This is a genomic window from Peptacetobacter sp. (genome assembly GCF_029264495.1).
In the GTDB taxonomy this organism is placed as follows: domain Bacteria; phylum Bacillota; class Clostridia; order Peptostreptococcales; family Peptostreptococcaceae; genus Peptacetobacter.
On sequence record NZ_JARIBH010000019.1, the window covers coordinates 56,089 to 74,866 of the forward strand.

The following is an 18,778-nucleotide window of genomic DNA, read 5'->3' on the forward strand; positions in this document are numbered from 1 at the left end:
TGTTATTATCGATTAATTAATATCGGTACATATTTGAAATCATAGAAGGCGAGGGGCAGGACATGAAATATTTAAAAGAAGATGTTGCATACCTAAAAGGATTAGCAGAAGGACTTGAAATAGCAAGTGAAGGAAGTACTGGAAAAGTTATTGAAAAAATAATATCTAGTTTAGATAATTTTGCTGATGCTATAAATGAACTTCAAAGTGAAAATGAAGAACTTCGTGAATATATTGAAGATATGGATTCTGATTTAGCAGATATATATGAAGATATGGAAGAAATAGAAGAAAATCTAGAAGATATATATGATGAAATGGAAGAAATAGAAGACGATATAGAAGATCTTTACGATTGTGATTGCGAAGATGAAGATGACGAAGATGATTATAGCTATATTGAAATGGAATGCCCATACTGCGGTGAACTAGTAGAAATAGACGAAGATGAACTTTACGATGATGAATTAGATATAGTTTGTCCATGTTGTAAAGAAGTAATATTATCTTCAGAGGATTTCGAAGATGAATGCGAAGATGAATGCTGTTCATGCGAAGGATGCTGTGGAGAAGACGAATAATAAATCGATCTTTATAGAAAAATAAAAATCTATGTAAAATTAAAAAATGCCTATGAGATTGTTTTTCATAGGCATTTTTTTATGATACAATAAATCATAGGTATAACGGAAATTTAATAAAATATTTGATAAAGTGAATTCAAATAAAAATAAATGGAGGTATAAAAATGCAATCTTTTAATAGCATAAGAGAAAATATAGATAAATTTGAATCTGTGATAGGATATAACTTTAACAATAGAGAGTATATATTAGAAGCACTTACACATAGTTCATATTCAAATGAAAATAGAAAGTTTAAATATAATGAAAGAATGGAGTTTTTAGGAGATTCAGTACTTGGATTAGTAATAAGTGATCATATATTTAAAAAAGAAAAAAAAGTACCAGAAGGAGAACTTACTAAATTAAGAGCAAATATAGTTTGTGAAGGTTCTCTTAGTGAAGCTGCTAAAAAAATAGATTTAGGAAAATATATTCTTTTAGGAAGAGGAGAAGAGGCAACTGGAGGTAGAGAAAGAAAATCTATATTAGCAGATGCATTTGAAGCAGTTATTGCAGCGATATATTTAGATGGAGGGATTGAAAGTGCATCTAAATTTATACTAAATAATCTTTCTAATATTATAAAAGACTCAATAGATGGAAAAATATTTAGAGATTACAAAACACAACTTCAAGAAGAATTACAAAAAAATGGAACTAGTAATATATGGTATAAATTATTAGAAGAAAATGGTCCAGACCATAATAAAACATTCAAAATGATGGTTGGTGTAGACGAAAAAGAACTTGGAATAGGTGAAGGTAAAAGTAAAAAAGAAGCAGAACAGGTTGCAGCAAAAGCGGCAATAGCATATTTAATAGATAATGAAAGATAGGTGAATGAATATGAAAAAAAGAATAATACCTATTTTTGTGCCACATCAAGGTTGTCCAAATGATTGTATATTTTGCAACCAAAAAAAAATAACAGGTGTTAGTACAACAGTAACACCAGAAATAGTAAGAAATATAATAGAAGAATGTCTTCCAACAATAGATGAAGATGCTCAAGTAGAAATAGCATTTTTTGGAGGAAGTTTCACAGCAATAGATATAGATATACAAAGAGGCCTTTTATCAGTTGCAAAAGAGTATAAAGATAAAGGAATTGTAAAAGATATAAGGATGTCAACAAGACCAGATTGTATAACAGATGAAATTTTAGATATGGTAAAAGAATATGGAACAACAATAATAGAGTTAGGTGTACAGTCTTTAGATGAAAAAGTACTTGAAGATAGTATAAGAGGACACAATTCAAGTGTAGTATATAAAAGTGCTGAAATGATAAAAAAACACGGCATAAATTTAGGACTTCAAATGATGATAGGATTACCAAGTGATAATGAAAAAAAATGTATATATACAGCGAAAGAATTTATAAAAATGAATCCATTTTGTGTAAGAATATATCCTACATTAGTGATTAAAGAAACTGGTTTAGAAAGACGGCTTGAAGCAGGAGCATATAAGCCATTTTCTTTAGAAGAAAGTATTAATATTGTCAAAAAATTATTAGTTTTATATTATACAAATGATATAAATGTAATAAGAGTTGGGCTTCAAGCGACAGATGATATTCAACTTGGAAAAGATGTTATAGATGGACCATATCATCCTGCTTTTAGGGAATTAGTAGAATCTGAAATGATTAAAGATTATATTATATATGTATCAAATATGAACAATGAAAAAAATATAACCATTGGAGTTAATAAAAGAAATATTTCTAAAGCTATAGGTAATAAAAAATCAAATATAAAAAATTTAAAAACAGATAAAGGAATTTCTTTAAAAGTAAAAGAAGAAAGTGTAGAAATAGAAACATATAATTTCTATGGAGAACATGGACTAATAGATAGTGTTTCTATAGATGAAATGAATAAAAAATTATTAGAAATATATGATTTATAAATAGATAAAGAGAGGAGATGAGGCGGTGTTTTTAAAAGAGCTAGAACTAAAAGGGTTCAAATCCTTTCCAGAAAAAACAGATATAATTTTTAAAAATGGAATAACAGCAATAGTAGGTCCGAATGGAAGTGGGAAAAGTAATATATCTGATGCAGTAAGGTGGGTACTCGGTGAACAAAGTATAAAAAGTCTTAGAGGAGACAAATTAGAAGACGTAATTTTTGCAGGATCTGAAAAGAAAAAACCTATGAATTATTGTGAAGTATCTCTTACTATAGATAATACAGATGGAGAAATAGATTTAGAATTTACAGAAATAACAATAAAAAGAAGAGCTTATAGAAGTGGAGAAAGTCAATTCTTTTTAAATGGAAAAGCATGTAGATTAAAAGATATTAAAGAATTATTTTTAGACACTGGTATAGGAAAAGATAGTTATTCTATAATAGAACAAGGAAAAGTTGATGAGATTTTAAGCAATAATCCTATCGTAAGAAGGAAAGTCTTTGATGAAGCATGTGGAATATCAAAATATAGATACAAAAAACAAGAGGCAGAAAAAAATCTTAAAAATACATCTGAAAATTTAGAGAGAATAAATGATATTTATATAGAAATAGAAAAGCAAATAAATCCATTGAAAAAGCAAAAAGAAAAAGCAGAAAAGTATATAGAAGTTTCTTCTAAACTTAAGGAATTAGAGATAAATAGTTTTTTAAGAGAAATAAACAAGATTGATAAAGAGTCTAAAGAAATAAAAAAACAGTTAGAAGATAAAGAAAATGAAATAAAAAGAGAAGAAGAATTTAATAGCAATTTAGAAAAAATATCTGAAGAATTAAGATTAGAAATAGATATTTTAGATGAAGAAATTGAAAAGGAAAAAGAATATTCATCTTCTTTAAAAGAAATTATTTCTAAAAAAGAATCTGAAATAGATATTATCAAAGAAAAAAATAATAACAAAAATAAAGAAATAGATAGAAAAAAAGAAGAAATAAAAAATCTAACTATAAAAATTGAAAAAAATGAAGAAGAAATAAAAACTAATTCTCAAAACATAGAGATTTTAAACGTAAAAAAAGAAGAGTTAGAAAAAAATCTAAATGAAAAAGGATATAAAAATAAAGAACAAAAAGAAAGTTTAGAAAATGTTGAGAAAAAAATAGATGATTTAAAAGATGAAATAATAAATCTATTAAATGATAAACAGACTATATCTAATAATATTTCTACGCTTGAAGCCAACAAGAATAATATGAACCAAAGATGGCGGAGTATAGATGAAATAACTAACGAAAATGAAGAAAAAATAAAGATAATATCTAAAGAAATAGATAAAGAAATTAAAGCATTAGAAAAACTTGACTCTGAATTAAATGAAGTTAGTAATAATACATCAAAAGTAAAAATTAGAATTGATGAAATATCAAAAGAGTCTTCAGAATTAGAAAAAAATATAGTAGATAATAAGTATGAATTAAATAAATTAGAATCTAAGAAAAATATATATGTAGAGATGGAAAATCAATATGATGGTTTTAATAGAGGAGTAAAAGAGGTATTAAAAAATAAAGGCTTAAAAGGAATAGATGGAGCAGTAGCACAGATAATAAATGTTTCTGAAAAATACGAAAAAGCAATAGAAGCATCACTAGCAGCTGCTATGCAAAATATAATAACAGAAAATGAAAATAGTGCAAAAGATGCCATAGAATTTTTAAAAAAGAATGAATTAGGTAGAGTTACATTTCTTCCATTAAATGTAGTTAAATCAAATTTAATAGATTTAAAAGAAATTAATTCAAATATAAAACCTCTTGGAATAGCTTCAGAACTTTTAGACTATGATGATAAGTATAAAAATATCATAGAGAGTTTATTGGGGAAAACTATTATAATAGAAAACATAGATGATGCTATAAAGTTTGCAAAAGATACTAATTATAAAATAAAAATAGCTACTCTAGATGGAGAAATATTAAAACCAGGTGGCTCTATAACTGGTGGTAGTATAAAAAATAATGGAAAATTATTATCTAGAAAAAGATTAATAAATGAATATACAGATAAAATAAATAATATTACTAATACTATAGGCGAAAAAGAATTAAATTTAAAAAATTTAAAAGATGAAAAATCTTTACTATACGAAACTAGAGATAAGTATATAGGTGAGAAAAATAATATAGAAAAAAATATTCTTCTTAAAAATACAGAAGCAAAAAAATTACAAGAAAAAGTAGATGAATGTAAAATTAATATAGAAAAACTTGAAAGAGAAAAAGAAAGTATTAGTTCTAATATGGAGTACACTATATCAAAATTAAAATCTACAAATGAAAAAATTGATTCTATTGATAAAAAAGTTGAAGTTTCTAAAAATGAAGTTGAAAAATTAAATAAAGATTTAGAAAATAGTAAAAATAGTTATGATAAAAATAAAAATGAATACGATGGATTGAATATAACATTAATAAATTTAAAAAATGAATTGAAGTCTTTAAAAATAGATAATGACAGAGTCTTGTTAGAAACTAAATCTACAAATGAAAAAATAGAAAATATAAAAAAAGAAATAGATAATGATTTGAAAGAAATAGAAATATTTAAAGAAAAAATAAATAAAGAAGATATTGAAAAAATAAACATACAAGAAGATATTTCAAAAGTTTTAAAATTATTAGATAACAAAAAAGATAAAAGAAACAATCTTAAGATTGATAGTGATGCAAAAGAAAAAGAAATAAAACAAAATGAACGAAAAATATTGGAATTCAAAGAAGAACTATATAAAATAAATTCAAAATCAGATAGATTAAAAAATAATAGAGAAAGTTATTTAAGTAAGATGTTTGAACAATACAGTATGACATTTGTCCAAGCATCGGAAATTAGAAATGATGATTTAAATATAAGCAAAAAAGAAATAGACGCATTGAAAAAAGAAAAAAAATCAATAGGAAATGTAAATATAGAGTCTATAGAAGAATATAAAGTTAAAAAAGAAAGATATGACCTTTATAGTTCACAAAAATTAGACTTAGAAGAGTCTATTCTTGGTATAAATAAGCTTATAAAAGAATTAGAACATAATATGAGAATAGAATTTGTTGAACAGTTTGAAAAAATTTCAATTAATTTTAAAAATGTATATTCTAAATTATTTGGTGGTGGTACAGGAGAATTATCATTGGCAGATAAAGAAAATATATTAGAAAGTGATATAAATATAACAGCACAACCACCAGGTAAAAAGATGAAAAATATAAATCTTTTATCGGGAGGAGAAAAAGCATTAACTGCTATATGTATATTATTTGCTATAATAATTTCTAGACCAACACCATTTTGTATATTAGATGAAATAGAAGCTCCATTAGATGATGTAAATGTTTATAGATTCGGTGAATTTTTAAAAGAATTATCTAATGAAACTCAATTTATAGCGGTTACTCATAGAAGAGGTACTATGGAAGCAGCTGAATATATATATGGAGTTACTATGCAAGAAAGAGCTATATCAAAAATAATAAGTTTAAAATTAAAAGAAGCAGAAGAATTTGCAGGTATAGTATAAGAAATTTTAATTATGGAGGAGATAGATTTGTTTAAAAAATTATTTGGCTTTGGAAAAAAGAAAGAAGAAGTAATTGAAAATGAAATCGTTGAAAATGAAGAACTTTTAGAAGAATCAGAAATAGAAGAATCAGAAGAAGATTCAGTTAAAGAAGAACTTTTAGAAAAAACTATTTCAGAGAAAGTGCAAGAAGAAACAACTTGTGAAGAAAATAAAACTGTAACAATTTCAGAAAAAGATATAAAATCTATAGAAGAAGATATGTTAGAAGAAGAAACTATAGAAGAAGAGTTTAAATTAGAAAATGATATAGAAACAAATTGTACTGATGAAGAAGGTATGGAAGAAACTATAGAAGAAGAATTAAATGAAGGTAGAGAAAAACCAAGTTTTGCAAAAGAAAGTTTATTTTCTAGATTAAAGCAAGGTTTAATAAAAGCAAAACAAGGAATAACAGATAGAATAGATGATGTTTTAAAATCTTATACAAGTATAGATGAAGATCTATTTGAAGACCTAGAAGAAGTTTTAATAACAGCAGATGTTGGTGTTAATACAACTATGGAAATAATAGAGGAATTAAATGATAGGGTCAGAAAAAATAAAATAACTAATCCTATGGATGTAAGAGAAGAATTAAAAGGAATAGTAGAAGAGATACTATCAAAAGGTAATTCAAAATTAGACATAGAAGCATCACCTTCTATAATAATAATGGTTGGTGTAAATGGAGTTGGAAAAACAACAACAATAGGTAAACTTGCTTTAAGATATAAATCAGAAGGTAAAAAAGTAATGTTAGCAGCAGCAGATACATTTAGAGCAGCAGCTACTGAACAACTTGATATATGGGCTAAAAGAACTAATACAGAAATAGTAAAACATCATGAAGGTGCAGATCCTGGAGCAGTAATATTTGATGCAATAAAAGCTGCTAAAGCTAGAAAAACAGACGTTCTTATATGTGATACAGCTGGTAGACTTCATAATAAATCAAATTTAATGAATGAGTTAGGTAAAATATTTAAAATAATAGATAGAGAATATCCAGAAGCAAAAAAAGAAGTATTATTGGTTGTAGATGCTACTACTGGACAAAATGCAGTTGTTCAGGCAAAAAGTTTTAAAGAAGTTGCAGATATAACAGGAATAGTTCTTACTAAGCTTGATGGTACAGCAAAAGGTGGAGTTGTATTAGCTGTTAAATCAGAGGTAGATGTACCAGTTAAGCTTATAGGAGTTGGAGAAAAAGCAGAGGATCTTCAAGATTTTGATGCAAAAGCATTTACAGATGCATTATTTGGCAATTAGGTATAAATTAATTATTATTGTTGTATAAAAATGTCAAAATTTCAATAAAAACCGTTGACAATATAGGTCTTATAATATAAAATACAATAGTAGTGTAAAGTAGTTAACCTTTACAGAGGGTAACTTTAGTAAAAGTTGTATTTTATATTTAAAACCTTATTCGTAAATTTAATAATTGTAACAGGAAGTGAAAAAATGAATTTGGAGAAGATGATAGAAGTTGGACAACTATTTGAGGTTTATAAAAATCTACTTACAGATAAACAAAAAGAAATAGTTTCACTTTATTATGAAGAGGACTATTCATTAGGAGAAATAAGCGAAAATCTAAAAGTCTCAAGACAAGGTGTGTATGATACGCTTAAAAGATCTGAAAAAGTTATGAAAGATTATGAACAAAAACTACATCTTTTATCAGAACTTCGAAAAAAAGAAGAATCTGTTAAAGTTATTAGAGAAAAAATTATTGACATTAAACAAGATTTATTGCACAATATAGATTGTGTCGATTTAGTCCCTAAGCTAGATGAAATAGAAGACTTATGTAGGGGGATAATAGAATGATATTTGAAGGATTATCTGATAAATTACAAAATGCTTTTAGTAAGTTAAAATCAAAAGGAAAACTTACTGAAAAAGATGTAAAAGAGGTTATGAGAGAAGTTAAGCTTGCTTTATTAGAAGCGGATGTTAACTTCAAAGTAGTAAAAGATTTTATAAAAAAAGTACAGGAAAGATGTGTTGGTCAGGATGTTATGAAAAGTCTTACTCCGGGACAACATGTAATAAAAATAGTAAATGAAGAGCTAACTGCTTTAATGGGTGATGTCCAAAGTAAAATAATGATATCATCAAAACCACCAACAGTTATAATGATGGTAGGTTTACAAGGGGCAGGTAAAACAACTACATCTGGTAAATTAGGCGGATACTTTAAAAAACAAGGGAAAAAACCTTTATTAGTTGCAGGCGATGTTTATAGACCAGCAGCTATAAAACAGTTACAAGTAGTTGGAGAAAAGCTAGATATACCTGTATTTTCAATGGGTGATAAAGAAAGCCCAGTAAATATAGCAAAAGCAGCATTAAGCCATGCTCAAAAAAATGGAAATGACATGGTTATAATAGATACAGCCGGTAGATTACACGTAGATGAAGCATTAATGAATGAACTTAAAGATATTAAATCTGAAGTAAAACCTCATGAGATACTTCTTACTGTAGATGCTATGACAGGACAGGATGCAGTTAACGTTGCAGAAAGTTTTAATGAAGCATTAGGTATAGATGGTGTAGTTCTTACTAAATTAGATGGTGATACAAGAGGTGGAGCAGCGTTATCAATAAGAGCTGTTACTAACAAACCTATTAAATTTATAGGTATGGGGGAAAAATTAGATGATTTAGAACCTTTCCATCCAGATAGAATGGCATCTAGAATACTTGGTATGGGAGATGTACTTAGTCTAATTGAAAAGGCACAAGAAGCTGTAGATATTGAAAAAGCAAAAGAGCTTGAACAAAAATTAAAGAAACAAGAATTTGATTTTGAAGATTTATTGAGCCAGTTTGAACAATTAAAGAAAATGGGATCTATGGATAAAATATTAGGTATGATGCCTGGTATGGCTAATATGAAGAATCAAATAGGAGATGTAGATCTTAAGAATAATAAAGAAATGAAACATAGTATGGCTATAATACAATCTATGACATTAGAAGAGAGAAGAAATCCTTCTATATTGAATGCTTCTAGAAAGAAAAGAATAGCTAAAGGAAGCGGAACAACAGTTCAAGAAGTAAACAGATTAATTAAACAGTTGAATGAAATGAAAAAAATGATGAAGATGTTTACTGGAATGACACAAGGCAAGGGTAAAAAGAAAAGGGGCGGTTTTGCCGGATTACCTTTTTTTAAATAATAAAAAATAGAAAAAATTTTCGGAGGTGGCTGTAATGGCAGTTAAAATAAGATTAAAAAGAATGGGAGCAAACAAAAAACCTTTCTACAGAATAGTAGTAGCAGACTCTAGAGCTCCAAGAGATGGTAAATTTATAGAAGAAATAGGATACTACAATCCAGTAGTAGAACCAAAAGTATTAAAAATAAACAATGAAAGTGCTGAAAAATGGTTAGCTAATGGTGCTCAGCCAACAGAAACAGTTAAAAAATTATTAGAACAGAACGGTGTTAAAACTTCTAAATAATAAACAGGAGATGTAAAACTATGATAAAAGAGCTAGTTGTAGATATAGCTAAGGCTCTAGTTGATAACCCCGATGAAGTTGTAGTTAATGTTTCAGAAGAAAATGATGAAATTATATTAAAATTAACTGTTGCTTCAGATGATATGGGAAAAGTTATCGGGAAACAGGGAAGAATAGCAAAAGCTATAAGAACTGTAGTTAGATCCGTTGCAAATAAAGAGAAAATAAAAGTATCTCTTGAAATAGTATAATTTGGATTAGGTCTTTTGGCCTAATCCTTTTTAATAACTATAAATTGATTTATAATAGGACCTACAAAAATATTTTAACAAAGGTGGATATTATGGCAAAAAAAATAACACATTTTAAAGTTGGAAAGATAGTTAAAACTCAAGGTCTTAAAGGAGATGTAAGAATCTATCCTACAACAGACGATATATACAGATTTGACTTTTTAGAAGAATTCTATGTTGGAAAAGATAGAGAAAATGCATGGGAAGTTGAAAATGTAAGATATAAAGGAAACCTTGTTATAATGAAAATAAAAGGTATAGATAAAGTCGAAGAAGCTGAAAAGCTTGTAGGTAAAGATATTTATGTATCTAGAGATGAATCTTTTGAACTTGAAGAAGGTGAATTCTTTATAGCAGATATGATTGGTATAGATGTATTTACAGTTTCAGGTGAAAAAGTAGGAGTTTTAAAAGATGTACTTCAATATTCAGCTAATGATGTATACGTAATAAAAAATGAAGAAGGAAAAGAATACTTAATACCGGCTGTTATGAAATTTGTTCCTGAAATAGATATAGAAGAAGGAAAAATGATAATAGACCCTATAAAAGGTATGCTTGAAGATTAGGTGATACAATGAGATTTCACATAATGACCTTATTTCCTGAAATATTTAACTCTTATATGAATGAAAGTATAATGAAAAGAGCTATTGAAAAAAAAATAATAGATTTTAAAGTATATAATATAAGAGATTTTTCGGAAAATAAGCACAAAAAAGTAGATGATTATCCATTTGGTGGTGGAGCTGGTATGGTAATGACTCCACAACCTATAATAGATACATATAAATATATAGTAAAAGAAAATAATATAAAATCTCCAAGAGTTATTTACTTAACACCAAAAGGAAAAGTTCACTGTCAAGAAATTGCAAAAAAAATGGCGACTGAAGAAGATATAATACTTCTTTGTGGTCATTATGAAGGAATAGATCAAAGAGTGATAGATATGATAGTGACAGATGAAATATCTGTAGGAGATTATGTACTTACAGGTGGAGAGTTACCTGCACTTATAGTGATAGACTCTATCTCAAGGCTTATTCCAGGTGTCCTTGGTCAAAATGAATCATTTGAAGATGAGTCATTTGAAAATAATTTATTAGAATATCCTCAATACACTAGACCTAGAGTATATGAAGGAATAGAAGTTCCAGAAGTTTTATTATCTGGAAATCATAAGAAAATAGATGAATGGAGAAAAGAAGAATCCATTAAAATAACAAAAGAAAGAAGACCAGATCTTCTAAAAAGAAATAAATAAAAAACTTGTAAATGAGTTTTTTTTATAGTATAATATAACTTGTCGATAATACGGGCGTTCCTCTGTGCACCGGTCAAGCATCAATGAACGTCTATGATTTTAGGAGGAAATATGAACGAAATAATAAGAGCAATCGAAACTGAACAGTTAAAAAATGAAGTTCCTAACTTTGGACCTGGGGACACAGTAAAAGTACACGTTAGAATCGTGGAAGGTAAAAGAGAAAGAATACAGGTATTTGAAGGTGTAGTATTAAAAAGACAAGGTGGAGGAGCAAGAGAAACTTTCACTGTTAGAAAAATGTCTTTCAACTGTGGTGTAGAAAGAACTTTCCCAGTACATTCACCAAAACTAGAAAAAATAGAAGTAACTAGAAGAGGTAAAGTAAGAAGAGCTAAACTAGGATACTTAAGATCTAGAGTAGGTAAAGCTGCTAAAGTTAAAGAAGCAAAAGGATATAAATAATATCTGATTTAATATGTAAGAACAGGGACTGATTAAATTATCAGTCCTTTTTCTATAAATAAGATAATTACAATTTATTTATAAAATAAAAATAAGGAGGATTAGTATGAGAGATAATGAATATGATTATCTTACAGATGATAATCTTAATATAAACTGGTATCCTGGACATATGAAAAAAACGAAAGATCTTATGAAAGCTAATTTGAAATTAGTAGATGTAGTAGTAGAATTATTAGATTCAAGAATACCATATAGTAGTAAAAATCCAGATATAGATGTATTGACTGCTGGAAAACCGAGAGTAGTACTTCTTAATAAAAGTGATATATCAGATAGATCAAAGCTGAATAAATGGATAAATTACTACAAAGAACAAGGGATAAAAGCTATTCCAATAGATGCGATGAAAGGTACAGGAGTTAATAAAATAATTGATGAATGTAAAAATGCAGTAAAGGATAAAATGGACTCTCTAAAAGAAAAGGGAAGAAAAGAAAGAGCTATAAGAATAATGATAGTTGGAGTTCCTAATGTAGGAAAATCTTCGTTAATAAATAAATTGACAGGAAGAAGAAGTACTCAAACAGGAGATAGACCAGGTGTTACTAAAGGTAAACAATGGGTAAAATTAAGAGGAAACTTAGAATTATTAGATACACCAGGTATACTATGGCCAAAGTTTGAAGATCAAGATGTAGCATTAAATCTAGCTTTTACTAGAGCTATAAAAGACGAAATATTAGATATAGAAACTCTAGCATTAAGACTAATAGAAAAACTTATGATTATAGAGCCTGAAAAAATAAAGGCTAGATATAAACTTGAAACGCTTGGAGAATCTGGAATAGAAACTATGGATATGATAGCTAAAAAAAGAGGCTTTATAACAGGTAGAAAAGAAATTGATTATACAAGAACTGCTACAACTGTGTTAAATGAATTTAGAACAGGAAAATTAGGAAATATAACTTTAGAAGTTCCAGAAGATATTAAATAATAAGAAATACTTTTATAAAATATAATAAAAAATATTTTTATAAAAGAAACTCGAAATAAATAAGCTATAAAAATAGAGTATGTTATAACGAAACATTATAATATACTCTATTTTTATTATATAAATTTTAACAATAAAGATTTAATATTCAATATGAGTATATAATATAACTAATTTAACTGTTGATATTTTATCAACAAAGTTTTTGATTATTCAGAAAAATGCCAAGATTTAGAAAAAATATCTTGACACATAGAGAATATGAATATAAAATAAAATTTGTAATGATAAAGAAAATATTGAACCTCGGGAAAATGTTTTCTAAAATTGTTTTAATTTATTTTAGGTCTAAAATGATCTTTATTTTGGGGAGGAGAACTTATGATTAAGCAGAAAGGAAGTTATAAAGACATAATAGTATTTGGATTTGCATTATTTGCTATGTTTTTTGGAGCAGGTAATTTAATATTTCCACCATATCTAGGAATAATAACAGGTCCAGAATGGTTAAAAGCATTTGGGGGATTTACATTTGCAGATGCAGGACTAGCACTTTTAGCAGTTATGGCAACAGCTAAATATGATGGTGATGTTATAGAATTATTTAAAAGAGCAGGTGGAAAATTAGCAATAGTACTTGGATGTGCAGATATATTATGTATAGGGCCTTTTTTAGCAATACCAAGAACTGGAGCAACAACATATGAAATGGGAATAATGCCATTATTAGGCAATACAATACCAATAGCAGTATTTGCAGCGATATTTTTTATAATAACTTATATACTTACAATAAAACCATCTAAAGTTGTCGATATAGTAGGGCGGGTTTTAACACCAGCATTATTAATAGCACTTGCTGTTATAATAGTAAAAGGAGTTGTATCTCCACTTGGTCCAATAGTTAAAGAACCTATGATACAAGGAGTAGTAGGAGAAGGAATAGCACAAGGATATCAAACAATGGATGCATTTGCAGCAATAGCATTAGCATCAGTACTTATAGTATCTCTTAATGAAAAAGGATATAATACTGTTGGATTGAAATTAAAAGCGATAATAAAAGCTGGAGCATTAGCTTGTATAGGATTAGCACTTGTATATGGAGGGTTATGTTACTTAGGTGCGACTGTATCTAGTATGTATGGGGTAGAAGCACAACAATCTCAAGTTATAGTTAATATAACAGAAGGACTTTTAGGATATACAGGAAAAGCAATTCTTGCTGTATGTGTAGCACTAGCATGTTTAACAACATCAATAGGACTTACTTCTGCAACAGGACAATTCTTTGAAAAGCTAACAAATGGTAAATTAAAATATAAAACAGTAGTTCTTTGTGTTTGTGTATTTTCAGCATGTATGGCATCTATAGGTGTAGGAGGAATAATAAAAGTAGCAGGTCCAGTATTGAGCATAGTATATCCACCTACAATAGTATTAGTTATTTTAGCATTTTTCAGTGAAAAAATAAAAAATGATAATGTGTACAAATTTACAGTATATACATCATTAGTAGTAAGTATACTTACTGTAATCCAAAGTTATGGAGTAACAGTACCATTTTTAGATTACTTACCATTAAAAGAATTTGGATTTAATTGGGTAGTTCCAGTTATAATATTTGGAATAATAGGGTATTTTGTACCAAGTAAAAATTTAAATATTGAAGTTGCTAATTAATAAAAAAATTTATAATTTTAGAAAAAAATTAATAATATAGAATAAAAAGTCGAGTAATTTTTAAAAATTAACTCGACTTTTTTTAAATTAAAATAGGTTTATTTTTTAACGTATAAAAAAGCATATATAAAAATAAAAAAATGTATACAAAATAATATAAATATTAAAATATAAGAATAAAATATTGAAAATTCCGAAAAAAGAATAAAATATAATATAATTCTATAAATATAAAAAATAACTATATAAAAAAATAATTTTAAATCTTAAAAAATGAGGATTTTATCTGAGCATATAAATATATTGAAAAATCTAAAAAAAGAAAAAAATAATTCATATAAATTTAAATGTATAAAAATCATATAATATTTAAAATTACAGTATTTTATTTATAAAGAATAGCTAAATCTATAATAGATATATAATTAAGTGATAAATCTAAAACAAAAAAATACATCTGAAAATTAGAAAAATTAAGACTATTTTTTATATTATTGACATATAAAAAACTCAAATATATAATTAAAAACATGTTTAAAAGTTTATTTTCAAAAATTGCAAACGTTCGCAATTTTATTTATTTTATTTTTATAAGGAAAAATTATATGAGTGATTTACTCAAGGGGGAAAGTGAAAATGGAACAAAAAAGAAGTAGTAAGGATATTATAGTCTTTGGATTCGCATTATTTGCTATGTTTTTTGGGGCAGGAAATTTAATATTTCCACCTTATCTAGGAATAATAACAGGTCCTAAATGGCTAGTATCTTTTATAGGATTTACATTTGCAGATGCGGGTTTAGCGCTTTTGGCAGTTATGGCAGCTACAAAATTTGAAGGGGATCTTAATAAGATGTTCTCAAGAGCTGGCAAAAAATTAGGTATAGCAATTGGATGTGCAGATATATTATGTATAGGACCTTTATTAGCAATACCAAGAACTGGAGCAACAACATACGAAATGGGAATAATTCCTATATTTGGAGATAAAATACCAGTAGCGTTATTTTGTATAGTATTTTTTATACTTACATATATATTAACAATAAAACCATCAAAGGTTATAGATATAGTAGGACAGTTTTTAACACCAGCATTATTAATAGCTTTAGCAGTTATAATAGTAAAAGGTGTAATATCACCACTTGGACCAATAATAAAAGAACCTATGATCCAGGGCGTGGTTGCAGAAGGAATAGCACAAGGATATCAAACAATGGATGCATTTGCAGCAATAGCATTAGCATCAGTACTTATAGTATCAATGAATGAAAAAGGTTATCATTCAACAAGTGATAAACTTAAAGCTATATTAAAAGCAGGAGCATTAGCATGTGTAGGATTAGCACTTGTATATGGAGGATTATGTTATTTAGGTGCAACAGTATCTTCATATAATGATATAAATGCAGTTCAGACACAGGTTATAGTTAATATAACTCAAGGATTACTTGGAAATGTAGGAAAAACTCTTTTAGCAATAGCAGTAGCATTAGCATGTTTAACAACATCAATAGGGCTTACATCTGCTACAGGTCAGTATTTTACAAATCTTACAAATGGAAAAATTTCATATGGAAAGATAGTAACAATAGTTTGTGTATTTTCAGCATGTATGGCATCTATAGGAGTTGGAGCTATAATTAAATTTGCATCACCAATATTAAGTATAGTATATCCACCTACAATAGTTCTGATAGTATTAGCTTTCTTTAATGAAAAAATAAAAAATGATAATGTGTATAAATTTGCTACATATATGTCTTTAATTATAAGTATATTGACAATATTACAAAGTTATGGAATAAATGTTCCTTTAATAAATTTACTTCCATTTGCAACTTTAGGATTTAACTGGGTTGTTCCTGTTATAATAGCAGGTATAGTTGGTAACTTTGTTAAAACAGAAGCTTAAATTTAGATAATTAGTAATAAAAAAATTATATAGTATAATAAAAAAATAAATAAAAGTAAAAATGTAAAAACGCTATATTTTAAAATATAGCGTTTTTTAAAATGTAAATTTTGTGAAAATTTTATAAATTGAAAAAATATATTGACATTTTTGCTTATCGAAATGTATAATAGAAGAAAGTTAAGGAATTATTTAAATTTTTAGAAAAATTAAAAAATAAAAAGAATTATTATTAACAGGAATTATGAATGGTGGAGGTGCCAAAAATGGGTAAAGAAAAGGTAGAATTTAAAGATTTAATGGTAGTTGGATTTGCATTATTTGCAATGTTCTTTGGAGCAGGTAACTTAATATTCCCACCTTATTTAGGAGTAGAAGCTGGATCTAGTTGGTTTACTGGATTTATCGGATTTCTATTTGCTGATGGTGGTTTAGCTTTATTAGCAGTTATAGCGGCCACTAGATTTAAAGGCGATACATCAAAAATGTTTGATAGAGCTGGACATAAATTAAGTATAGTTTTAGGATCAGCTATAGTAATATGTATAGGACCGCTTTTAGCAATACCAAGAACAGCGGCTACAACATATGAAATGGGTATATTACCTACAATAGGGCCGGGATTTAATAATATATTATTCTCAATAATATTTTTCGCATTAACTTTAGTATTAACAATAAAACCATCAAAGGTTGTTGATATAGTAGGACAGTTTTTAACACCAGCATTATTGATAGCACTTGCTATACTTATTGTTAAAGGTATAATATCACCTCTTGGAGAGATAAGACCTGATTCATTAGTGCCAGCAGTGTTCTCTGAAGGTGTAAATCAGGGATATCAGACAATGGATACATTAGCAGCAACAGTATTCTCAACAATAGTAATAGTATCTATAATGGATAAAGGATATAAAGAAGAATCTCAAATGGTAAAAGCTACAATAGGAGCTGGAGCTATAGCAGTTATAGGAATGGGATTAGTATATGGTGGTCTTTGCTACTTAGGAGCAACAGTATCAACTAAATATGGAATGGATGTAGAACAGACTGCATTAATAGTTTCTATAACAGAAGCTCTACTAGGTCAAACAGGAAAAGTTTTATTAGCTATAATCGTTGCACTAGCATGTTTAACAACATCAATAGGATTAACTTCAGCAGCAGGAAGATATTTCTCAACTTTAACAAACGGAAAATTAAAATATGAACATATAGTAATAGGTGTATGTATATTCTCTGCAGTAGTATCTAATTTTGGTGTTAGTACAATTATAAAATTCTCAGCACCAATATTAAGTATAGTATATCCAGCAACAATAACTTTAATAATACTATCATTATTTGGAAATAAAATAAAAAATGATAATGTATTTATATGTGCAACATATATGGCATTAATAATAAGTGTACTTACAATAATGGGAGTTAAAGCGGTAGTAACTCTTCCAGGATATCAGTTTGGATTTAACTGGATTTTACCAGTAGTATTCGCTGCTATAATAGGAATTTTCATTCCTTCAAAAAATAAACAAGCCTAACTTAAATATATTTAATAAATAAAAGACCGTTAGTTTTTCTAACGGTCTTTTATTATTATTTTTTTATCTATAAAAAATCTTATTTAGTTAATATGGAAATAGTATATTTTGATATAGAAGATGTATAAAAATCATTTTTACTGTATAATTATACTTATAATAATATGGAGGAATAATATATGAAAGATAAAAGTGTAAAAGAGATTAAAGAAATAGTAGATAATTTAAAAGAAGAAGAATATCTTGATTTTATAGAAAAATTAAAAGGCGATGAAAGAAAATCTGTAAACAAAATAGCTATCAGTTTAGCTAAAAAATTAGATAAAATAAGATTAGAAGAAGAGCGATTGGAAAGAATAAATAGCTTTGAAAATGAAGGATATGAAAAAGGATATACTTATATAGCAGGTGTAGATGAAGCAGGAAGAGGGCCTCTTGCGGGACCTGTTGTAGCTGCTGTAGTAGTATTTAAAAAAGGAACAAAAATAAAGGGAATAAATGATTCTAAAAAATTAAGTGAAGAAAAAAGAAATGAGTTATTTGATAAAATAAAAGAAGAAGCATTAGATTTTGGAATAGGAATAGTAAATAATGAAGAAATTGATGAATATAATATATTAAATGCTACATATATGGCTATGAAAAAAGCATTAAATTGTTTAAAAAAAGAGCCAGATTATATTTTAGCAGATGCAGTTCATATTCCAGATGTAGAAATAGAACAAAATTCTATAATAAAAGGAGATGCGAAATCCATATCAATAGCAGCAGCAAGTATTTTAGCTAAAGTAACAAGAGATTCTCTTATGTATCAATATGATGAAATATATCCAGAATATGGCTTTGCACATCATAAAGGATATGGAACGGCAGAACACTATAAAGCAATAGATGAAAATGGAATAACTCCAATACATAGGAAAAGTTTTCTTAAAAATGTTCTTTAAAATTAATAAATTTTAAATATAAATAAAAG

Annotated in this window: 17 protein-coding genes; all 17 read left to right on the forward strand. The window is 27.2% G+C overall.

The features are described from left to right. The first annotated feature begins 62 nt into the window (after positions 1–62). Positions 63–581: a CD1247 N-terminal domain-containing protein gene (locus Q1J78_RS01680; RefSeq protein WP_300279941.1), complete on the forward strand. Its 519-nt coding sequence runs from the start codon at positions 63–65 to the stop codon at positions 579–581. A gap of 167 nt (positions 582–748) precedes the next feature. Beyond that, the gene (rnc, locus tag Q1J78_RS01685) at positions 749–1,462 is read left to right on the forward strand and encodes a ribonuclease III (RefSeq protein ID WP_300279944.1); all 714 of its coding nucleotides are present in this window, start codon (positions 749–751) and stop codon (positions 1,460–1,462) included. 10 nt (positions 1,463–1,472) lie between these two features. Beyond that, positions 1,473–2,540 (forward strand): elongator complex protein 3, encoded by a 1,068-nt coding sequence (locus Q1J78_RS01690; protein ID WP_300279947.1) that lies wholly within the window; start codon positions 1,473–1,475, stop codon positions 2,538–2,540. Between the two features lie 25 nt (positions 2,541–2,565). Beyond that, entirely contained in the window at positions 2,566–6,120 is a 3,555-nt protein-coding gene (smc, locus tag Q1J78_RS01695) for a chromosome segregation protein SMC (protein ID WP_300279950.1), read from the forward strand. A gap of 27 nt (positions 6,121–6,147) precedes the next feature. Next, positions 6,148–7,431 (forward strand): signal recognition particle-docking protein FtsY, encoded by a 1,284-nt coding sequence (gene ftsY, locus Q1J78_RS01700; RefSeq protein ID WP_300279953.1) that lies wholly within the window; start codon positions 6,148–6,150, stop codon positions 7,429–7,431. A gap of 195 nt (positions 7,432–7,626) precedes the next feature. Further along, positions 7,627–7,995 carry a YlxM family DNA-binding protein gene (ylxM, locus tag Q1J78_RS01705; protein WP_300279956.1) on the forward strand — a complete coding sequence of 123 codons (369 nt, stop codon included), beginning with the start codon at positions 7,627–7,629 and terminating at the stop codon, positions 7,993–7,995. Beyond that, the gene (gene ffh / locus Q1J78_RS01710; RefSeq protein WP_300279959.1) at positions 7,992–9,353 is read left to right on the forward strand and encodes a signal recognition particle protein; all 1,362 of its coding nucleotides are present in this window, start codon (positions 7,992–7,994) and stop codon (positions 9,351–9,353) included. The genes ylxM and ffh overlap by 4 nt, the downstream gene beginning before the upstream one ends. Before the next feature lie 34 nt (positions 9,354–9,387). After that, positions 9,388–9,639, forward strand: a complete 252-nt coding sequence (gene rpsP / locus Q1J78_RS01715; RefSeq protein WP_300279962.1) for a 30S ribosomal protein S16 — start codon at positions 9,388–9,390, stop codon at positions 9,637–9,639. A 23-nt stretch (positions 9,640–9,662) separates the two neighbouring features. Beyond that, the gene (locus Q1J78_RS01720) at positions 9,663–9,890 is read left to right on the forward strand and encodes a KH domain-containing protein (protein WP_300280152.1); all 228 of its coding nucleotides are present in this window, start codon (positions 9,663–9,665) and stop codon (positions 9,888–9,890) included. Positions 9,891–9,982: 92 nt separating this feature from the next. Then, the gene (gene rimM / locus Q1J78_RS01725; protein WP_300279965.1) at positions 9,983–10,501 is read left to right on the forward strand and encodes a ribosome maturation factor RimM; all 519 of its coding nucleotides are present in this window, start codon (positions 9,983–9,985) and stop codon (positions 10,499–10,501) included. Positions 10,502–10,509: 8 nt separating this feature from the next. Beyond that, a complete protein-coding gene (gene trmD, locus Q1J78_RS01730) occupies positions 10,510–11,199 on the forward strand; it encodes a tRNA (guanosine(37)-N1)-methyltransferase TrmD (protein ID WP_300279968.1) in 690 nt (229 codons plus the stop codon). A gap of 111 nt (positions 11,200–11,310) precedes the next feature. Then, positions 11,311–11,664: a 50S ribosomal protein L19 gene (rplS, locus tag Q1J78_RS01735; protein WP_300279970.1), complete on the forward strand. Its 354-nt coding sequence runs from the start codon at positions 11,311–11,313 to the stop codon at positions 11,662–11,664. Between the two features lie 106 nt (positions 11,665–11,770). Next, a complete protein-coding gene (gene ylqF, locus Q1J78_RS01740; RefSeq protein ID WP_300279973.1) occupies positions 11,771–12,664 on the forward strand; it encodes a ribosome biogenesis GTPase YlqF in 894 nt (297 codons plus the stop codon). Between the two features lie 381 nt (positions 12,665–13,045). Then, positions 13,046–14,347 (forward strand): branched-chain amino acid transport system II carrier protein, encoded by a 1,302-nt coding sequence (gene brnQ, locus Q1J78_RS01745; RefSeq protein WP_300279976.1) that lies wholly within the window; start codon positions 13,046–13,048, stop codon positions 14,345–14,347. Between the two features lie 636 nt (positions 14,348–14,983). Beyond that, positions 14,984–16,261, forward strand: a complete 1,278-nt coding sequence (brnQ, locus tag Q1J78_RS01750; RefSeq protein WP_300279979.1) for a branched-chain amino acid transport system II carrier protein — start codon at positions 14,984–14,986, stop codon at positions 16,259–16,261. 266 nt (positions 16,262–16,527) lie between these two features. Beyond that, a complete protein-coding gene (gene brnQ, locus Q1J78_RS01755) occupies positions 16,528–17,802 on the forward strand; it encodes a branched-chain amino acid transport system II carrier protein (RefSeq protein ID WP_300279982.1) in 1,275 nt (424 codons plus the stop codon). Between the two features lie 179 nt (positions 17,803–17,981). Continuing rightward, on the forward strand, positions 17,982–18,749 hold the full coding sequence (gene rnhB / locus Q1J78_RS01760) for a ribonuclease HII (RefSeq protein ID WP_300279985.1): 768 nt from the start codon (positions 17,982–17,984) through the stop codon (positions 18,747–18,749). Positions 18,750–18,778 lie beyond the last annotated feature (29 nt).